The organism is Sphingomonas sp. BK235 (assembly GCF_004345855.1).
Classification (GTDB): domain Bacteria; phylum Pseudomonadota; class Alphaproteobacteria; order Sphingomonadales; family Sphingomonadaceae; genus Sphingomonas.
Window position 1 is genome coordinate 112095 of the sequence record NZ_SLXN01000007.1, and the last position, 17508, is coordinate 129602.

Annotated in this window: 14 protein-coding genes and 1 riboswitch; of the genes, 7 read left to right on the plus strand and 7 right to left on the minus strand. The window is 71.7% G+C overall.

The window, feature by feature from the left end; translation table 11 throughout:
- Positions 1–3: 3 nt before the first annotated feature.
- The 3 genes from cobW to EV292_RS17275 all read right to left on the minus strand — a co-directional run bounded on the left by cobW (position 4) and on the right by EV292_RS17275 (position 3137).
- Positions 4–1041, minus strand: a complete 1038-nt coding sequence (gene cobW, locus EV292_RS17265) for a cobalamin biosynthesis protein CobW (RefSeq protein ID WP_132910489.1) — start codon at positions 1039–1041, stop codon at positions 4–6.
- A gap of 171 nt (positions 1042–1212) precedes the next feature.
- Positions 1213–1448, minus strand: a riboswitch (cobalamin riboswitch).
- Between the two features lie 60 nt (positions 1449–1508).
- Positions 1509–1958 (minus strand): DUF4126 family protein, encoded by a 450-nt coding sequence (locus EV292_RS17270; RefSeq protein ID WP_132910490.1) that lies wholly within the window; start codon positions 1956–1958, stop codon positions 1509–1511.
- A 96-nt stretch (positions 1959–2054) separates the two neighbouring features.
- Positions 2055–3137 carry a PA0069 family radical SAM protein gene (locus EV292_RS17275; RefSeq protein ID WP_132910491.1) on the minus strand — a complete coding sequence of 361 codons (1083 nt, stop codon included), beginning with the start codon at positions 3135–3137 and terminating at the stop codon, positions 2055–2057.
- A 54-nt stretch (positions 3138–3191) separates the two neighbouring features.
- On the opposite strand from EV292_RS17275, the gene EV292_RS17280 reads away from it, so the two are divergent.
- On the plus strand, positions 3192–3527 hold the full coding sequence (locus EV292_RS17280) for a VOC family protein (protein ID WP_132910619.1): 336 nt from the start codon (positions 3192–3194) through the stop codon (positions 3525–3527).
- 233 nt (positions 3528–3760) lie between these two features.
- Here the strand turns inward: EV292_RS17280 and moaB are convergent, their stop codons facing one another.
- From moaB to EV292_RS17295, 3 genes are read right to left on the minus strand one after another with little or no spacing between them, the layout of a single operon-like run.
- Complete coding sequence (moaB, locus tag EV292_RS17285; protein ID WP_132910492.1) at positions 3761–4288, minus strand: molybdenum cofactor biosynthesis protein B; 528 nt, start codon at positions 4286–4288, stop codon at positions 3761–3763.
- The gene (locus EV292_RS17290) at positions 4285–6114 is read right to left on the minus strand and encodes a lytic transglycosylase domain-containing protein (RefSeq protein ID WP_207913460.1); all 1830 of its coding nucleotides are present in this window, start codon (positions 6112–6114) and stop codon (positions 4285–4287) included. Before EV292_RS17290 ends, moaB begins: the two co-directional genes overlap by 4 nt.
- Positions 6111–6845: a uracil-DNA glycosylase family protein gene (locus tag EV292_RS17295; RefSeq protein WP_132910493.1), complete on the minus strand. Its 735-nt coding sequence runs from the start codon at positions 6843–6845 to the stop codon at positions 6111–6113. Before EV292_RS17295 ends, EV292_RS17290 begins: the two co-directional genes overlap by 4 nt.
- A gap of 129 nt (positions 6846–6974) precedes the next feature.
- Here EV292_RS17295 and EV292_RS17300 point away from each other — a divergent pair, with 129 nt between their 5' ends.
- From EV292_RS17300 to EV292_RS17325, 6 genes are all read left to right on the plus strand, one after another.
- Positions 6975–8633: an electron transfer flavoprotein-ubiquinone oxidoreductase gene (locus tag EV292_RS17300; RefSeq protein ID WP_243693832.1), complete on the plus strand. Its 1659-nt coding sequence runs from the start codon at positions 6975–6977 to the stop codon at positions 8631–8633.
- Positions 8634–9088: 455 nt separating this feature from the next.
- The gene (locus EV292_RS17305) at positions 9089–10723 is read left to right on the plus strand and encodes a tetratricopeptide repeat protein (RefSeq protein ID WP_132910494.1); all 1635 of its coding nucleotides are present in this window, start codon (positions 9089–9091) and stop codon (positions 10721–10723) included.
- Complete coding sequence (locus tag EV292_RS17310; protein WP_243693833.1) at positions 10720–11574, plus strand: 4-(cytidine 5'-diphospho)-2-C-methyl-D-erythritol kinase; 855 nt, start codon at positions 10720–10722, stop codon at positions 11572–11574. The genes EV292_RS17305 and EV292_RS17310 overlap by 4 nt, the downstream gene beginning before the upstream one ends.
- 273 nt (positions 11575–11847) lie before the next feature.
- Positions 11848–12921 carry a recombinase RecA gene (recA, locus tag EV292_RS17315; RefSeq protein ID WP_132910495.1) on the plus strand — a complete coding sequence of 358 codons (1074 nt, stop codon included), beginning with the start codon at positions 11848–11850 and terminating at the stop codon, positions 12919–12921.
- Between the two features lie 144 nt (positions 12922–13065).
- On the plus strand, positions 13066–13935 hold the full coding sequence (locus EV292_RS17320) for a class I SAM-dependent methyltransferase (protein ID WP_132910496.1): 870 nt from the start codon (positions 13066–13068) through the stop codon (positions 13933–13935).
- The gene (locus EV292_RS17325; RefSeq protein ID WP_132910497.1) at positions 13932–14585 is read left to right on the plus strand and encodes a glutathione S-transferase; all 654 of its coding nucleotides are present in this window, start codon (positions 13932–13934) and stop codon (positions 14583–14585) included. The genes EV292_RS17320 and EV292_RS17325 overlap by 4 nt, the downstream gene beginning before the upstream one ends.
- Before the next feature lie 160 nt (positions 14586–14745).
- Here EV292_RS17325 and EV292_RS17330 read toward each other — a convergent pair whose 3' ends face one another.
- Positions 14746–17481 (minus strand): TonB-dependent receptor, encoded by a 2736-nt coding sequence (locus EV292_RS17330; RefSeq protein WP_132910498.1) that lies wholly within the window; start codon positions 17479–17481, stop codon positions 14746–14748.
- Between the last annotated feature and the right edge of the window lie 27 nt (positions 17482–17508).

The following is a 17508-nucleotide window of genomic DNA, read 5'->3' on the forward strand; positions in this document are numbered from 1 at the left end:
GGCTCAGCCGGCTAGCGCTGTCCCGACCGTCGCGGCGTCGACCCGCCCGCGCTCGGCGATCACCACCAGCCGGGTGCGACGCGACTCGTCGGCGCGCCACGGCCGGTCGTAGCTGGTGCGCACGCGCGCGCCGACCGCCTGCACCAGCAGCCGCATCGGCTTGCCGCGCACCGCCGCATAGCCCTTCACGCGCAGTACGTCGTGGTCGCGCGCGAGCTGCGCGACGCGATCGGCGAGCGCGGCGGGATCGTCGGTCTCGCCCAGCTCGTGGACGAGGCTGTCGAAATCGTCGTGCTCATGATCATCGAACCCGTCGTGGTGCGACGGGCGCGCGGCGAGATCGTCCTCCGCCGCGGCGCCGAGCCCGAGGATCACGCCGGGATCGATAGCGCCGTCGACCAATGCGACGACCGGCACCGGTCGCGGTGCCTGGGCCAGCACGACCGCGCGCGCCCTCGCCACCGCGTCCGCGCCGGCGAGATCGGCCTTGGTGAGCAGCACCACGTCGGCGCAGGCGAGCTGGTCCTCGAACACCTCGGCCAGCGGCGTGTCGTGGTCGACCTCGGCGTCGGCGGCGCGTTGCGCGGCGACCGCGGCGGGATCGGGCGCGAAACGGCCGGCGCCGACCGCCTCGGCATCGGCCAGCGCGATCACGCCGTCGACCGTCACGCGCGAGCGGATCGCTGGCCAGTCGAATGCCTTGAGCAGCGGTTTGGGCAGCGCCAACCCCGAGGTCTCGATCAGGATATGATCGGGGCGCGGATCCAGCGCGAGCAGCCGCTCGATCGTCGGGATGAAATCGTCCGCCACGGTGCAGCAGATGCAGCCGTTGGCGAGCTCGACGATATTCTCCGCTGGACAGTCGGGGATGGCGCATTGCTCGAGGATCGCGCCGTCGACGCCCAGCGTGCCGAACTCGTTGACGACGACGGCGAGCCGCCGCCCCCCGGCGTGGCGGATGAGGTGGCTGATCAGCGTGGTCTTGCCCGCGCCGAGGAAGCCGGTGACGACGGTGACGGGAACCTTGGACAGGTCGCGCAATGATGTTCCTTCGGGGCGCCGCGACGGTGCGGGGACCGGGGCCGAAGGTCGGCCGGCGCGCACCACGGACGGGCGCCCGCCGTCGCCCGTGCCACGCGCCGCTGCGGCCCCGGCCGCATGGCTTCGTCGCTCAGACGGAACACCGTGCCCGGCCATCCCCTGGACCAAAGGCAAGAGCGACCCTGCGCCGGCAGGTATCCTGGCTCGCGGGTCGTCGCTCCCGGCACGGCCTTCCCGGGGCGGGGCGAGACCCCGCGCTCCAGTGACCGCCCCCCGCTTCTGCCGGGGGCATGTGCCGCTCGCTCGCCGCTCACAGTTGCAGGGACAGCCGCGGATTCGGGGAGTGATCCCCTCACCGCATTCCCATTTGAGCCCCTCGTCGGGGCACCGGCGCGATCGTGGGGCCGGATACCGGCCCCGTCGCGCGGCCTAGCCGATGGTCGCGCTGCTGCCAATAGGCGGCGGCGTCAGCGCGCGGCGCGCACCGCCAGCGCGGCGGTGCCGAGCGCGACCGCGTCCTCCACGACGCCCGTGGCGGTCTGGCCGTAGCGGCGCATCGCCGCCACGCGCGCGCGGAAGGTGAGATAGGAGGCACCCGCCGCGACCCCGGCGCCGAGCAAGGCGGCCAGCGTGCGCTGCCGGCGAGGGGCGAGGCTCGCCGCGGCGAAGGCGCCGGTCGCGACGCGCGCGACCATGCCGGGCAGGATGATCCGATCGGGGGCGGTCTTCATCTTGTCGCCGGCGAGCTCACCCGCGGCGAGCGCCAGCGTGCCGGCGGCGACGAGCGGGTGCGCGAGCAGCGCGGGCGCGCCCGAGTCGCTCGGCAGCTCGCCCGCGCGCGCCGCTTGGGCGACGGTGGCGAGTGGGGTCATCGCGCGCATCCCCGCGACGGCGGCGATCAGAAGCGAGGCGAGCATGGAATGTCTCCGATGATGGACGGCCCTAACCCGCCGGCGGCGCGGGAGTTCAACCGCCGTACGTCGTCGGAGCGGCGGCGGTCGCCCGGGCGCATGTCAGAACAGCTCGCCCTGGGCGCCCGCCGGAGGACGGAACAGGTCGCAGCGCAGATCGAGCCTGCGTCGCGCGTCGGTGAAGCCGTGGCGCGTGCGCGCGATGCGGAAGCGCGTGCGCAGCAGCTCCGCCCACGGCCCCTGGCCGCGCATCCGCGCGCCGAAGCGCGGGTCGTTGTCCCTGCCGCCGCGCAGGCTCTGGACGATCGCCATCACCTTGGCGGCGCGCTCGTGATAATGTTCGTCGAGCCAGGCGCGGAACAGCGGGGCGACCTCCCAGGGCAGCCGCACCGGGATGTACGAGACGCCGAGCGCGCCCGCGGCTGCGCTGGCGGCGACCACCGCTTCGACCTCGTCGTCGGTGATCGCGGGAATGACCGGCGCCATGTTGACATAGGTCGGCACCCCCGCGTCGCTGAGCCGCCGCACCGCGGCGAGCCGGCGCGCGGCGGCGGGCGCGCGCGGCTCGACCGTCATCGCCACGCGCGGGTCGAGCGAGGTGACCGAGATCGCCACCGCGACGAGGCCCTTGACCGCCATCGGCGCGAGCAGGTCGATGTCGCGCACCACCCGGTCCGACTTGGTGGTGATCACCAGCGGGTGGTCGCAGGCGGCGAGCACCTCGATCACCTCGCGCGTGACGCGCCACTCGCGCTCGATCGGCTGATAGGGATCGGTGTTGGTGCCCATCGCGATCGGCGCGCAGCGATAGTCGCGCCGGCCGAGCTCGGCGCGGAGCAGGGCGGCAGCGTCGGGCTTGGCGAACAGCCTGGTCTCGAAGTCGAGCCCGGGCGAGAGATCGTGGAAGGCGTGGCTCGGTCGCGCGAAACAATAGATGCAGCCGTGCTCGCAGCCGCGATACGGGTTGATCGAGCGGTCGAACGGCACGTCGGGCGACTGGTTGCGCGTGATGATCGTGCGCGCGCGCTCGACCGTGACGGTGGTGCGCGCCGGGGCAGGGGTGCCGTCGATGGCCGCGCGCGAGTCGAGCCAGTCGCCGTCGTCCTCCGCCTGCGGCAGGTTGAAGCGCGCGCTCGCCGCGTTCAGCGTGGCGCCGCGGGCAGGTCTGGACGGTCGGTCGGCCATTGCATCAGCCTAGCCGAGCCGCTAGAACATAGCAAGAACATGGGAGAGGGCGAGATGGCGCGGCTCAATTACCTGGAACTGCCGGTCGCGGACACGACGCGGGCCAAGGCCTTCTACGGCGCGGCGTTCGGCTGGGCGTTCGCGGATTATGGCCCGACCTATGCGGCGACGACGAGCGGCGACACCGACATCGGCTTCCAGGCCGATCCGGGGGAGAAGACGGCCGCCGCGCTGCCGGTCATCGCGGTCGAGGATCTCGAGGCTGCCGTGGCTGCCGTGACGAGCGCGGGTGGTCGCGTGACACGGCCGATCTTCGCCTTCCCGGGTGGCCGGCGGTTTCACTTCACCGATCCCGACGGTCACGAGCTCGCCGCGGTTACCGCGGGCTGACGGCACGCGGCGAGAGGTCGATCCACTCGGTCGCAGCGTGCTCCGGCGCACGCCGGAGCCCAGAGCCGCGGGCGTGACGCTCGTGGCGCTGGGCTCCTGCGTCCGCAGGAGCGCAGCGCTGGCTCACACCACATGGCTCACCGCTCGGGCGGTGAACGCGACGCTGGATACCCTGGACTCCGGCGTGCGCCGGAGGACGTTTCAGCGAGCGGGCGCCACAATCGAGCCGCCGCTCAGCGCTCGGTCAGTCGCGGCATCAGCTCGACGAAGTTGCAGGGGCGGTGGCGGATGTCGAGCTGGCTGGCGAGGATGCCGTCCCACGCGTCCTTCACCGCACCGGTCGAGCCCGGCAGCGCGAAGACATAGGTGCCGCGCGCGACACAGGCGCAGGCGCGGCTCTGCACCGTGGAGGTGCCGATCGTCTGATAGCTCAGCCAGCGGAACAGCTCGCCGAAGCCCGGGATCATCTTGTCCGCGACCCGCTCGATCGCCTCGGGGGTGACGTCACGCCCGGTCACCCCGGTGCCCCCGGTGGTGATGACGCAGTCCACGCCCGCGTCGTCGATCCAGCGGTCGAGCTGCGCCCCGATCGCGTCGACGTCGTCGCGCAGGATGGCGCGCTCGGCGAGCACATGCCCCGCCTCGCTCAGCCGCGCCACCAGCGCGTCGCCCGAGCGGTCCTCCGCCAGGCCGCGCGTGTCGGAGACGGTGAGCACCGCGATGCGCACCGGCACGAAGGTGCGCGTGAGGTCGAGGCTCATCGCTCGGCGTGCGTCGTCGACTGCGCCGCGACCGTGCCGTTGATCGCGATCGCGGTGACGGGCGACTGCGACGTCATCCGCACCGCGCTGTCGCCGGGCAGGCCGGGGAAGCGCGGCCACATGCCCTGCGCCAGCGCGACGCGGCTGGGGCTCTTCGCCTTGCCGCCGAGCGACTCGTACATCCAGTAGTTGCGCAACACGGTGACGACATAGCCGCGCGTCTCCCAATAAGGGATGCTCTCGATATAGAGCAGCGGGTCGCCGCCGTCGCGGACGATCGCGTTCCACTCGCCGACCGGCTTCGGCCCGGCATTATAGGCCGCGATCACCTTGGGCAGCAGCCCGCCGGTGAGCCCCATGTCGCGCAGCTTCTCGATGTGGCGCTGGCCGATGTCGATGTTGGTCGAGGGGCGCGCCAGCGCGTCCTGGTCGATCGCGACGCCGCGCTCGCGCATATAGTCGGTCGCCGCGGCGGGCATGATCTGCATCAGCCCGAACGCGCCGGCGGGGCTGCGCACCTTGTTGCGGAAACCCGATTCCTGGAGCGTGTGCGCGTAGACCAACGCCTTGTCGATGCGCCAGCCGGTGTCCGGCGTCCAATTGGGCATCGGGTAGCGCGTGTCGGCGGTGGCGACCGCGCCCTGCGGCATATTGTGCGCGAGCCACACGGTGGTCGCGGGCAGGTCGAGCGTCTCGCTGATATGAACGAGGCTGCCGAACTCGGAAGGGTCGCCGATCCGCGCCTGCTGGCGCACCATCGCGTCGGCGCGCTCGCCCTCGCCGAGCTCGGCGAGCGCGGCGGCGACGCGGACATTGGGGCGGCGCTCCAGCCGCGCCCATTCCTCGCTCACCAGTTCGGGGCGGACCCGCTCCACCGGCAGTCCGAGCGCCTGGCGCGCGAGCAGCCCGTAGAAGGTCTCCTTATACTGCGCTGCGGTCTTGAGCCGCGCCTCGACGCGGTCGGGCCTGCCGCATGCCATGTCCGACCGTGCCGCCCAGTAGAGCGCGGTGGCGCGCAGGTCGGTGTCGGTCGCGCGCGCGGCAACATTCTCGAAATCCACCTGCGTCGCGGCGCAATCGTGCTGGCGCCACGCCGACAGCGCCTCGGTCCAGCGGCCGTGGAGCGCCCAGTCGCCGCTGCCCGCCGCGGCCTTGGCCGCCAGCGCGCGTGCCTGCGGGTCGAGCCCCTGGAGGAAGTAGATCCATGCGACGCGCGCCTGCCACTCGGTCTCCGCCTCGGGCGAGAGGCCGTCGGTCGATTCGAGCAGCGCCTGCGCCTCGGCGCCCATGTCGGCCTTCACATAGGGCTGCATGCGCTGGGCGAGATCGGCGGCGACCTGATCGCTGCGGGTGGCACGGGCGCGAACACGCGCGGGCGCGCCGTCCTGCCAGATCAGCCGTTGCGTGCTCGGCAACGCGGGGAGGTCGCTCAGCCCCCGCGCGCTCGCCAGCCGCATCAGCGCCTCGGCCTGTGGCAGCTCGGGCGCCTCGGCGATCAGCCGGGTCAGCGCCTCGTCGCCGACGCGCGGCGAACCCTTGGCGAGCACCAGCTCGGCGCGCGCGTAAGCGTGGAGCGGCCCGCTCGCCATCGTGTCGAGCGTGATCTGCGCGTCGCTCCAGCGCCCATCGCGGATCGCGGCGAACACCGCGCGATAGCCGCTGCGCTGCTCGGGGGTGAGCTGCGCGGGAATGCCCGCGCTTTTGCCCGCGACCGCGGCCGGCGCGGGGGCGGCGGGTGCGACCAGCGGGAGCGGCGGCGCGGCCAAGGCGGGCGCGGTGGCGGCGAGCGCGGCGGTGACCGCCAGCGCGGCGCGGCGCGGGCTCACGACGCCATGTCCCCGGTGAGCATCAACAGGTCCTTCCAGGTCTCGGCTTTGGCGGCGGGACGATCCAGCAGGAAGCGCGGATGGTGCGTCGCCACGACGTGCGTGATGGTGCCGCTTCTATGGTTAACGATGTGCGTACGTCCCCGCGCGTCGGCGACGCTCATCGCCAGCAGCGCACGGCTCGCCGCATCGCCCATCGCCAGCAGCCGTTTCGGCGCCGCGAGCGCGACGTGATGGCGCGCGATCTCGCCGAGCCGATCGGCGATGTCGCGCGGCACGCGGCCAGTGGTCGGGCGGCGCGTGCAGACCGAGGCGAGCGCGGTGTCGGCGCGCGAGCGGCCGATCGCGGCGAGCATCCGATCGAACAGGCGCCCGGTCTCGCCCTCGAGCAGCGTCTCGCGGTCGTCGCGCTCGGGGCAGTCGACGAACACCATCAGCTCGGCGTCCGCCCGCCCGCTCGCCGCGATCGCGACGCCGCCCCAGCGCGCCTCGGGCGCGTCCTCTCCCAGCCGCCACGTCGCGAACGCCTCGCGCGTGTCGGGCAGCGCGGCGGGGGCGGGCGCCACCGCCGTCGCGGCGAGCGGAGCGAAGGCGGCCGGCGCGGCGGTCTCGACCGCGGCGAGCCAGTCGAACGGCGCGTCCTCGACGAGCGTGTCGACCCCCGCCTCGCGCCACCAGTCGAGCGCACTCGCCGCGATCTTGGCCCAGTCGTGATTCTGGTCTGCCCCCATCTGCTCATCATAGGATCGCGGTTGACGTGAGCGTCAACTTTCTGGCACCGCCGGCCCGATCAGCCGTTGCGACGATACGACGAGTGCCCGCGGTGAGGCGGCGCCGGGCGCTCCCGAGGAGAAGATGACGTGAGCGAACGCGAGTCCATGCCCTATGACGTGGTGATCGTCGGCGCCGGGCCGGCGGGCCTGTCGGCGGCGATCCGGCTCAAGCAGGTCGCCGCGGAGAAGGGCGCCGAGGTCTCGGTCTGCGTGCTGGAAAAGGGCTCCGAGGTCGGCGCGCACATCCTCTCCGGCGCCGTCATCGACCCGCAGTCGCTCGACGAACTGCTGCCCGACTGGCGCGAGCAGGGCTGCCCGCTGGCCGAGGTGCCCGTCACCGAGAACCTCCACTGGGTGCTGACCAAGAAGGGCAGGTTCACGCTGCCGCATCTGTGGACCCCGCCGTTCCTCCACAACAAGGGGACTTATACCGGCTCGCTCGGCAATCTGTGCCGCTGGCTCGCGGGCAAGGCCGAGGAGCTCGGGGTCGAGATCTTCCCCGGCTTCGCCGCGGCCGAGATCCTGTTCCACGACGACGGCAGCGTGAAGGGCGTCGCCACCGGCGACATGGGCGTCGCGCGCGACGGCACGCACAAGCCCGATTATCAGCCCGGGCTCGAGCTGCACGCTAAATACACCTTCTTCTCAGAGGGTTGCCGCGGACACCTGTCGAAGGAGCTGATGCGTCTCTTCGACCTGCGACGCGACTGCGACCCGCAGGTCTACGGCCTCGGCGTCAAGGAATTGTGGGACATCGATCCCGCGCTGCACACGCCCGGCAAGGTGATCCACACCCAGGGCTGGCCGCTCAGCGAGAGCGGCTCGAACGGAGGCGGCTGGATCTACCATCAGGCCAACGGGCAGGTCAGCATCGGCTTCGTCACCTGGCTCAACTACAGCAATCCGTACGTCTCGCCGTTCCAGGAGATGCAGCGCTGGAAGACGCATCCGGCGGTGGCGGCGCTGCTCGAGGGCGGCAAGCGCGTCAGCTACGGCGCGCGCGCGATCAACGACGGCGGGCTGCAGTCCATTCCCAAGCTGGTCTTCCCCGGTGGCGCGCTGATCGGCGACAGCGCGGGCTTCCTCAACGTGCCGCGGATCAAGGGCACGCACACCGCGATGAAGAGCGCGATGCTCGCCGCCGAGGCGGCGGTCGACGCGATCGTGTCGCAGCGCGCGGGGGACGAGTTGATCGCTTACCCCGAGGCGTTCGAGCGCAGCTGGGTCAGGAAGGAGCTGTCGATCGTCCGCAACGTCGTGCCGCTGGTGAAGCGCTTCGGCGACCTGATCGGCTCGGGGCTGGCGGGCGTGACGATGTGGCTCGAGTATCTCGGGCTGCGCATGCCGTTCACGCTGCACCACCATCCCGATCACGAGACCCTGTGGCGCAAGGACCTGGTCAAGAAGATCGATTATCCCAAAGCCGACGGCGTGCTGACCTTCGACCGGCTGTCCTCGGTGTTCCTGTCGAACACCAACCACGAGGAGGATCAGCCGGTCCACCTCACGCTCAAGGATCCGTCGATCCCGGTCGACTACGACCTGCCGCTCTACGACGAGCCCGCGCAGCGCTATTGTCCCGCCGGCGTGTACGAGATCGTCGGCGAGGAGGTGGGTGAGCCGAAGTTCGTGATCAACGCGCAGAATTGCGTCCACTGCAAGACCTGCGACATCAAGGATCCGACGCAGAACATCAACTGGGTCGTCCCCGAGGGCGGCGGCGGGCCCAACTACCCGAACATGTGAGGAGATCGGGGGTTCGGCGCGGACGCGGCTGACCTTCCTCACTACCGTCATCCCGGACGTGTTCCGGGATCCACGGGTCCGGGCCCAAAAGGCGGCTTAGTCTTTCATCACCGTCATCCCGGCCTCGCGCCGGGATCCATGGTGCCGCGAGAGCAACGCCGGCGGCTCTCGCGGCGCGATGGATCCCGGGTCAAGGCTCTCCTGAGCTTGTCGAAGGGCCCGGGATGACGGGGCAAGCAGCTTTCGCGACATCAAACCTTCTTGGGTCCGGACTACCGTTCCGCACGTTCGCGGAGCGTTGCTCTCGCGGAAGGGTGGATCTCGGACCAAGTCCGGGCTGACGGAGAAGGAGAGGACGCCGCTTCACCGTCACCTCTGCGCCTTCATCCTCATCGCGCGCAATAAACCCAGCCGCCGGGGTTGACGCGACCGCGCCCGAGCCGCGACAGCGGGTCATGCGGTTCAGCCCTCCCGGTCTCGCCTCCGCCGCGCTGCTGGTGCTGCTCGTGCCGGGCGCCGCCGCGGCCGCGACCGGCGATCTCGGCGCCTATATGAAAGCGCGCGCCGCCGCCGCGGACGGGGAAGTCGCCACCGCGACCAGCGATTATGCGCGCGCGCTCGCCGCCGCTCCGGACAATGCCGTGGTCGCGGTGCGCGCCTATCGCGAGGCGGTGCGCGCGGGCGACCTCGCGCTCGCCGATCGCGCCGCGGCGTCGCTCGCCGATCAGGGCGTCGCCCCCGCCGATGCCGCCCTGCTCGCGCTCGCGCGCGCCGCGCGCAGCGGTGACCGGGTCGCCGCCGGCGCCGCCATCGCCCGCCTGCGCGACGACCAGCTCCGCATCCTCGCCGCGCCGCTCGCCGCCTGGGCCGCGCTCGACGCCGGCGGCGACCCGTTCGCGCCGCTCGCGCGCGCGCCCGCGGACGCGGTGTCGCGCCGCTTCGTCGAGGAGACGCGCGCGCTGCTGCTGATCGCCACCGGCAAGCTGGCGGAGGGCGAGGCCGCGCTTCGCCCGCTGCTCGGCAACGACCTCGCCAGCCAGGACCATCGCGTCGCCGCCGCGCGCCTGTTGCTCGGTCGCGGCGAGGGGCCGGCGGCGGCGCGGTTGCTCGCGGTCGGCGGCGAGTCCGCCATCACCACGCTGCGCGCGGCGGCGAGTGATCCCGCGCTGGCGAAGCGCTATGCCGCCACCCCTTCGCTCGCCTTCGGCGCCTCCTATCTGTTCGCGCGCGTCGCCTCGGACCTGGCGGTCGGTGCGCCGGGCCCGCTCACCTTCACCCTGCTCCAGGCCGCGTTGCGCGCCGACCCCGGCAACGATCGCGCGCGCGTCCTGCTCGCCGGGGTCCTCGCGCGCGACGGCGCGACCGACCAGGCGCTGGCGGTGCTCGACGCGGTGTCGCCCACCAGCCTGTACGCGCAGATCAGCGCCACCGGTCGGGTGCAGTTGCTCGCCGACGACAAGCGTGACGCGGAGGCGCTCGCCGCCGCGCGCGCGCTCGGGACTGCGCCCGACGCCGCGACCGAGGACGTCCAGCGGCTCGCCGATCTCCATGTCCGGCTCGGCCGCCCGGCCGAGGCGGTGCCGCTCTATCGCCGCCTGATCGAGCGCGCAGGGACCGCCGCGGACTGGGCCGATTGGCTGCAATATGGCGCCGCGCTCGACGAGGCGAAGCGATGGGCCGAGGCGCTGCCGGCGCTGGAGCAAGCGGTGAAGCTGGGGCCGAGCGAGCCGCTCGCGCTCAATTACCTCGGTTATGCGCTGGTACAGCGGCGCGAGCGGCTGGGCGCGGCGCAGAAGCTGCTCGAGCGCGCCGCCGCGCTCAAGCCCGACGATGCGGCGATCGCGGACTCGCTCGGCTGGGCGCTGCTGGTGCGCGGCCAGCGCGCGCGTGCGCTGCCGCTGCTGGAGCAAGCGGTGCTGGGCGACCCCGCCAATGCCGAGATCGGCGAGCACCTCGGCGACGCTTATTGGACGGCCGGGCGCCGCTATGAGGCGCGTTATGCCTGGACCGCGGCACGGCAGGTCGCCGACGAGGCCGAAGCGGCGCGGCTCGACCAGAAGATCGCGCGCGGTATCGAGGCGCTGCGTTGAGCGCGGGGGAGGGGATAGCGCCGCTGGTCGAGATCGCGCCCGCCAAGCTCAACCTCGCGCTCCACGTGCGTGCGCGGCGAGCCGACGGCTATCACGCGCTCGAGACGCTCTTCGTGTTCGCGCGGGAGGGCGACGTCGTGACGCTCGCGCCCGCCGAGCGCGATCACTTCCACGTTACCGGCCCCTTCGCCGACGCGATCGGGGCGACCGCGGACAATCTCGTGGTCCGCGCCGCCGACGCCTTCCGCGCGGCATTCGGGATCGCCGCGGCTTACGCGATCACGCTCGACAAGCGGCTGCCGGTCGCCTCGGGGATCGGGGGTGGCTCCGCCGACGCGGCCGCGACGCTGCGCGCGCTCGCGCGACGGCACGGCGTCGCGCCCGGTGACGCGCGGCTCGACGCGGTCGCGCGCGCGCTCGGGGCGGACGTGCCGGCCTGTCTGCTGGGCCGCGCCGCGCTGGGAACGGGACGCGGCGATGACCTCGTGCCGATCGCTGGCCTGGATGATTGCCCCGCGCTGCTGGTCAACCCGCGGGAGAAAGTGCCGACCGCGGCGGTCTTCGCGCGCTGGGACGGGATCGACCGCGGCGCCATCGCCGCGGGCGAGACGCTGGCGCGCGCGGTCGCGGGGCGCAACGATCTCCAACCCGCCGCCGAGGCGATCGCGCCCTCGGTGCGCGGCCTGCTCGGCGCGCTGGCGGCCTGTCGCGGCATCCGGCTGGCGCGCATGTCGGGCTCGGGCGCGACCTGCTTCGGCTTGTTCGACGACGTGGCCGCGCGCGATGCCGCCGCGCGCGCCATCGCGGCGGACCATCCCGGCTGGTGGCAACTCGCCACCGCGGTGCGGTGATCGCGCCCGGATGCGTCGGCGACGCGGCACGGCTCACGCCCCGTGCGCCGCGCTGCGCCTGCTGAGTAGGGGACTGACAGTCCCCTGCATCGAGTCGATCGGCTCCGCCTTCGGCTATGTCGCCCCGGTGATCGCCACCGCGACTGCGCGTCACGGCGATAGCGCTTGATTTCACCCGCAAGTTCTCTACTTGTTCTCGCGGAACAAAGAGAATACACCATAGCGGTGCGTTGAACGCGACGCGCGGTTGCTCTAGCGAAAGGGTCCACGGCAATGGCCGCCAAACTTCAGGTGATCGATACCGGCATGGCTACCGCGAACGCAGACCGTCAGAAGGCGCTCGACGCCGCGCTGGCACAGATCGACCGCGCCTTCGGCAAGGGCTCGGCGATGAAGCTCGGGCAGAAGGAGACGATGCAGGTCGAGGCGATCTCGACCGGCTCGCTCGGGCTCGACATCGCGCTGGGGGTCGGCGGGCTGCCGCGCGGCCGCGTGATCGAGGTGTATGGGCCGGAGAGCTCGGGCAAGACGACGCTGGCGCTCCACGTCATCGCCGAGGCGCAGAAGAACGGCGGCACCGCCGCCTTCGTCGACGCCGAGCACGCGCTCGATCCGGTCTATGCCAAGAAGCTGGGCGTCAACATCGACGAGCTGATCGTGTCGCAGCCCGATACCGGCGAGCAGGCGCTGGAGATCACCGACACGCTGGTGCGCTCCAACGCGATCGACGTGCTGGTGGTCGACTCGGTCGCCGCGCTGGTGCCGCGCGCCGAGATCGAGGGCGAGATGGGCGACAGCCACGTCGGCCTGCAGGCGCGGCTGATGTCGCAGTCGCTGCGCAAGCTCACCGGCTCGATCAGCCGCTCACGCTGCATGGTGATCTTCATCAACCAGCTGCGTATGAAGATCGGCGTGATGTACGGCAACCCGGAGACGACGACGGGCGGCAACGCGCTGAAATTCTACGCCTCGGTCCGGCTCGACATCCGCCGCACCGGTGCGATCAAGGATCGCGACGAGGTGATCGGCAACGCTACCCGCGTGAAGGTGGTGAAGAACAAGGTCGCGCCGCCATTCAAGCAGGTCGAGTTCGACATCATGTACGGCGAGGGTATCTCCAAGATCGGCGAGATCCTCGACATCGGGGTGAAGGCCGGGCTGGTCGAGAAGTCGGGCGCCTGGTTCTCCTATGACTCGGTGCGGATCGGGCAGGGGCGCGAGAACGCCAAGACCTTCCTGCGCGAGAACCCCGAGATGATGCAGCGGCTGGAGAAGGCGATCCGCGCGCGCACCGAGCAGGTCGCCGACGGTATGATGGCGGGCCCGAGCGAGGACGACGACGTCTGAGCCGTTCGCCTTCCGAGCGGGGCGGCGGCGGCGGCGGCGACCGCGCAGGCGGCGGGACCGGCGACCTGCTCGCGGCCGTCGCATGGTGATCGGGCGTCCGTCTCCGCGGCTGCCCATCGACCGCGGGGCGCGGGAGGCCGGCCGATGACGTCGGGCGCGGACTGGAGCGCCCGCGTCGGGGCGACCTGGGCGGCGGAGTGGCAGCGCACCGAGCGCGCCTTCGCCGATGTCGCCGAGGTTTTGGACTCGGCGATTGCCTCGGTCGCACCGGACAGCGGGCGCGCGGCGGACGTCGGCTGCGGCGTCGGGAGCACCGCGCTGGCGCTCGCCGCAGCGCGTCCTGGGCTGTTTGTATCGGGCATCGACCTCGCCGCGCCGCTCGTCGCGATCGCGCGGGAGCGTACCGCTGTCCTCGCTCCTCACACCGGCGGGGGCGCTGAGGGCGATCGCCGGGTCGACTTCCTCGTCGGTGACGCCGCCGCTCTCTTGCCGACACTCGCCCCGCTGGACCTCATCGTCTCGCGCCACGGCGTGATGTTCTTCGACGATCCCGTCACCTCCTTCGCGGCGATGGCGCGCGCGGCGCGATCGGGCGCGCCGCTCGTCTTCTCGTGCTTCCGGACACGCGGGGAGAACGACTGGGCCACCGCGCTCGACGCCGCGGCCGGCGTCTCACCCCGATCGACCGGTGCCTACGCCCCGGGACCGTTCGGACTGGCCGATCATGCACTCACGCAGGATGTCCTCGCCGCCGCGGGCTGGCGCGGCGCGACGGCCACCCGCCATGACCTCCGCTACGTGGTCGGCGCCGGGGACGATCCGGCCGGCGACGCGCTCGCCTTCTTCCGCCGCATCGGTCCCGCCGCCTCGGTGCTCGCCGCCGCGGCGCCGGAGGAGCGGGCGGCGATCGAACGTCGGATCGTGGCGGCGCTCGCGCCGCGGATACGCGACGGCGCGGTCGCGTTCACCGCAGCGATCTGGATCTGGGTCGCGCACGCAGGGGAGCCGTCATGACGATCGTCGTCCACCATCTCGAGAACTCGCGCTCGCAGCGCGTGCTGTGGCTGCTGGAGGAACTCGGTCTCGCCTATGAGGTGGAGCGCTACGCGCGCGATCCCAAGACGATGCTCGCGCCGCCCGAGCTGCGCCGCGTCCATCCGCTCGGCAAGTCGCCGGTGATCGAGGACCGCGACGGCGCCGCAGTGGGCGAGCGCGGTCGCGTCGTCGCCGAGACCGGCGCGATCGTCGAGTATCTGGTCGATCGCGCCGATGGCCGGCTCGGTGCCCCGGCGAGACGCGACGACGCGCTGCGTTACCGCTTCTGGCTCCATTATGCCGAGGGGTCGATGATGCCGCCGCTGCTGCTCAAGCTGGTGCTCTCGCGACTGCCGCTGATCGGCAAGCGCGCGGTCGCGCGGGTGCAGCCGATGATCGACCGCCACCTCGATTTCGTCGAGGCGGAGCTGGCGCAGCGGCCGTGGTTCGCGGGCGAGGCCTTCACCGCGGCGGACATCATGATGAGCTTCCCGCTCGAGGCGGCGCGCCATCGCGCCGGGCTGGGGGGGGCGCGGCCGGCGACCGTGGCGTGGCTCGCGACCATCCACGCCCGGCCCGCCTACCAACGCGCGCTCGAACGCGGCGGACCCTATGCCTATGCGCGCTGACGCCCTGCGCAAAGTGGCGGGACGAGTGGCCTCCGCCTGACTCGCGCCTGACGCGGTAGCGGCGTGCTCCGGCGGACGCCGGAGCCCAGGGCCACCGGCGTCACCGCCCGCCACACTGGACTCCCGCGTGCGCGGGAGCACGGCGCGGATCGAACAGCCCCTAGAAGCGCGAGCGCAGCGTCACGCCATAGGTGCGCGGCTCGGCGGGGAAGGCGCCGAACAGGGCATTGCCCGTCGCGAAGGATGGTGCGCCGAACGCCTGCACCTGCGAGCGGCTGCCCGCACCCTGGAACGGCAGGTTGAACGCCACCTGCTGATAGTCCGCGTCGAGCAGGTTCTGCGCCCAGAACTCGACCGCCCAGCGCTGCTCGGGGCCGCGCACGCCGAGGCGCGCGTTCATCACGAAGAAGCCGTCCTGCGCCTTCTCGATGAACAGGTCCGAGCCGGTGTTATAGTCGCTGGTCAGGCGGCCATCGACGTAGAACAGGCCGGTCAGCCCGCCGCCGCCGAGCGCCGGGCTCCACGTCACCGCGCTGGTGACGGTGTGCTTGGGCGCGTTCGACATCTGGTGGCCGGGCAGCAGGAACAGCGCCGCGTTGAGCGGCTCGCCGGCCTTGCTGCCGACGAGATCGCGCTGATATTTCGCGTCCGCCAGCGTGTAGCCGAGGTTCACCGTGACATCCGGCGCCGGGTAGAGGCCCAGCTCCAGCTCGACGCCCTGGGCGACCACGCCCTTGCCGACCTTGCCGGTGCAGGCGCCGGTGGCCGTATTGTTGTCGTGATCGGCGCCGTTCAGCGACTGGTCGCAGCCGCCGATGTTCTGCACGATATAGTTGGTGCCGTTGAAGGTGTTGAGCTGGAAGTTGGTGAACTCCGAACGATACAGCGCGACATTGGCGGTGATCTGGTGCGCGCTATATTTGAGCCCGAGCTCATAGGCGTTCACCGTCTCGGGATCGAAGCGGAGGTTGCTCGCGCTCGCCGCGGTCGGCGTCGCGAACACCGTCGCGCTGAGGTCCGAACGGTCGAGATTGTACCCGCCCGCCTTGTAGCCACGCGCGTAGGAGGCATAGACGAGCGTGCTGTCGACCGGCTTCCACGAGACCACGCCGGTGCCGGTGAGCTGGCCCTCCTTGAACCGGTCGTTGAGCCCGACGCCGGTCAGCGCCGAGGTCGAGTTGCCGGTGCAGGTCAGCGTGATGATGCCGGCCGCGAGCGACTGGACCGTCGCGTTGGTGCTGCGCAGCAGCGGGGCCAGCGCGGCCTGCTGCGCCGGGCAGACCGTGTTGTTGTTGTTGAACGCGGCGGCGAGCCGCTTGCTCTCATGCGTGTAGCGCAGGCCGAGCGTGACGTTGAGCCGGTCGGTCAGCTTGTAGATGTTGTGCGTGAAGAACGCCCAGTTCTCGCTGGTCTGATCGTAGACGTCGCGCAGGCTGCCGCGATCGTTGAGCGTGCTCAGCCGATCGATCCCGCCGACGATCTGTGCGCCCACCGCGCCGGTCAGCGCCCCGCGCCCGGCGGTGCTGAGGCAGCCCGGATTGGCGGGGTTGCGCAGCGCCGCCAGCGGGTTGATCGTCGCGACGATGCGGCACGCGGCGAAGGCGCCATATTGCGTGCCGAAGCGAAGATTGTCGACGACCTCGAGGTCCTCGTGCGCGTAATAGCCGCCGACCAGCCAGTCGAGCTTGTTGCCGAGGATCGAGCCCGAGAAGCGGCTCTCGTGCGTGAAGGTCTTGAAGCGGCGATAGTTGTTGCCGTCGTCCGGGCGGTAGGCGATATCGACATTGCCATAGTCGATGTCCGCCGCGCCGGCGGACTTATACTCGCGATAGGCGGTCAGCGAGGTCAGCTGGGTCGCGCCGATGTTCCAGCGCACCCGCGCCGAGACGCCGCCGTCCGTGGTGAGGTTGGAATAGGCCCGGCCCGGCGTGAAGGCGATCTTCCGGTTGTACGGATCCCCCTCGCTCGGCAGCACGCCGCCGAGGCTGCGCAGGATCGCGGTGATGCGGTTGCCATTGGCGTTGAAGGCGACGTCACCGGGGACGCCGGGGGTCGGGTCGGTCGTCTCGGCGGTGCCGACATAGACCGCGCCGCAGCATTTCTCGTCGCGGTGGGTATAGTCGCCGATCAGCCGGATCGCGAGATCGGGCGTGACAGTGAAGAGCAGCTGGCCGCGGACGAAATAGCGGTTGCGATCGTTATAGTCGGTGTCGTTGACCGTGTCGCGCAGGAAGCCGTTGCGCTTCGAATAGACGCCGTCGACGCGGAAGGCGAGCAGGTCCTTGATCACCGGCCCGGTCAGCGCGCCCGACAGGCGCACCGCGTCGTAATTGCCGTAGGTCGCCTCGGCGAAGCCGCCGAACTTGAACTCGGGCAGCTTGGTGTAGATGCTGATCGCGCCGGCCGAGGAGTTGCGTCCCGACAGCGTGCCCTGCGGGCCGCGCAGCACCTCGATCCGCTCGATCTCGCCGAGGTCGTTGAGCCCGGCGCCGGTGCGGCTGCGATAGATGCCGTCGATGAACACCGCGACCGAGCTCTCCAGCCCGGGATTGTCACCGACGGTGCCGATGCCGCGGATTCGCGCCGCGGCGTTCGCCTCCGAGCCGGTCGACGAGACCAGCAGCGACGGCGCGATCTGGGTCATCTGGCGGATGTCGGTCGCGCCCGAATTCTGCAGCGCGGCCTGGCCGAACGCCGACACCGCGATCGGCACGTTCGACAGCCGCTCGGAGCGGCGCGTCGCGGTGACGACGATATCGGCGGTGTTGGGCGAGTCGCCCGATTTGGCGTCGGTCGGCTTGGCGTCGGCGGCGGACCCGCGCAGGTTCTGCGCCGCGGCCGGGGCGGCAAGCCCGACGAGGATCGCGGCCGAGAGCAGGAGCGCGGACTTCGACATAGATAGACTTCCCCCCATGCGGCGCAT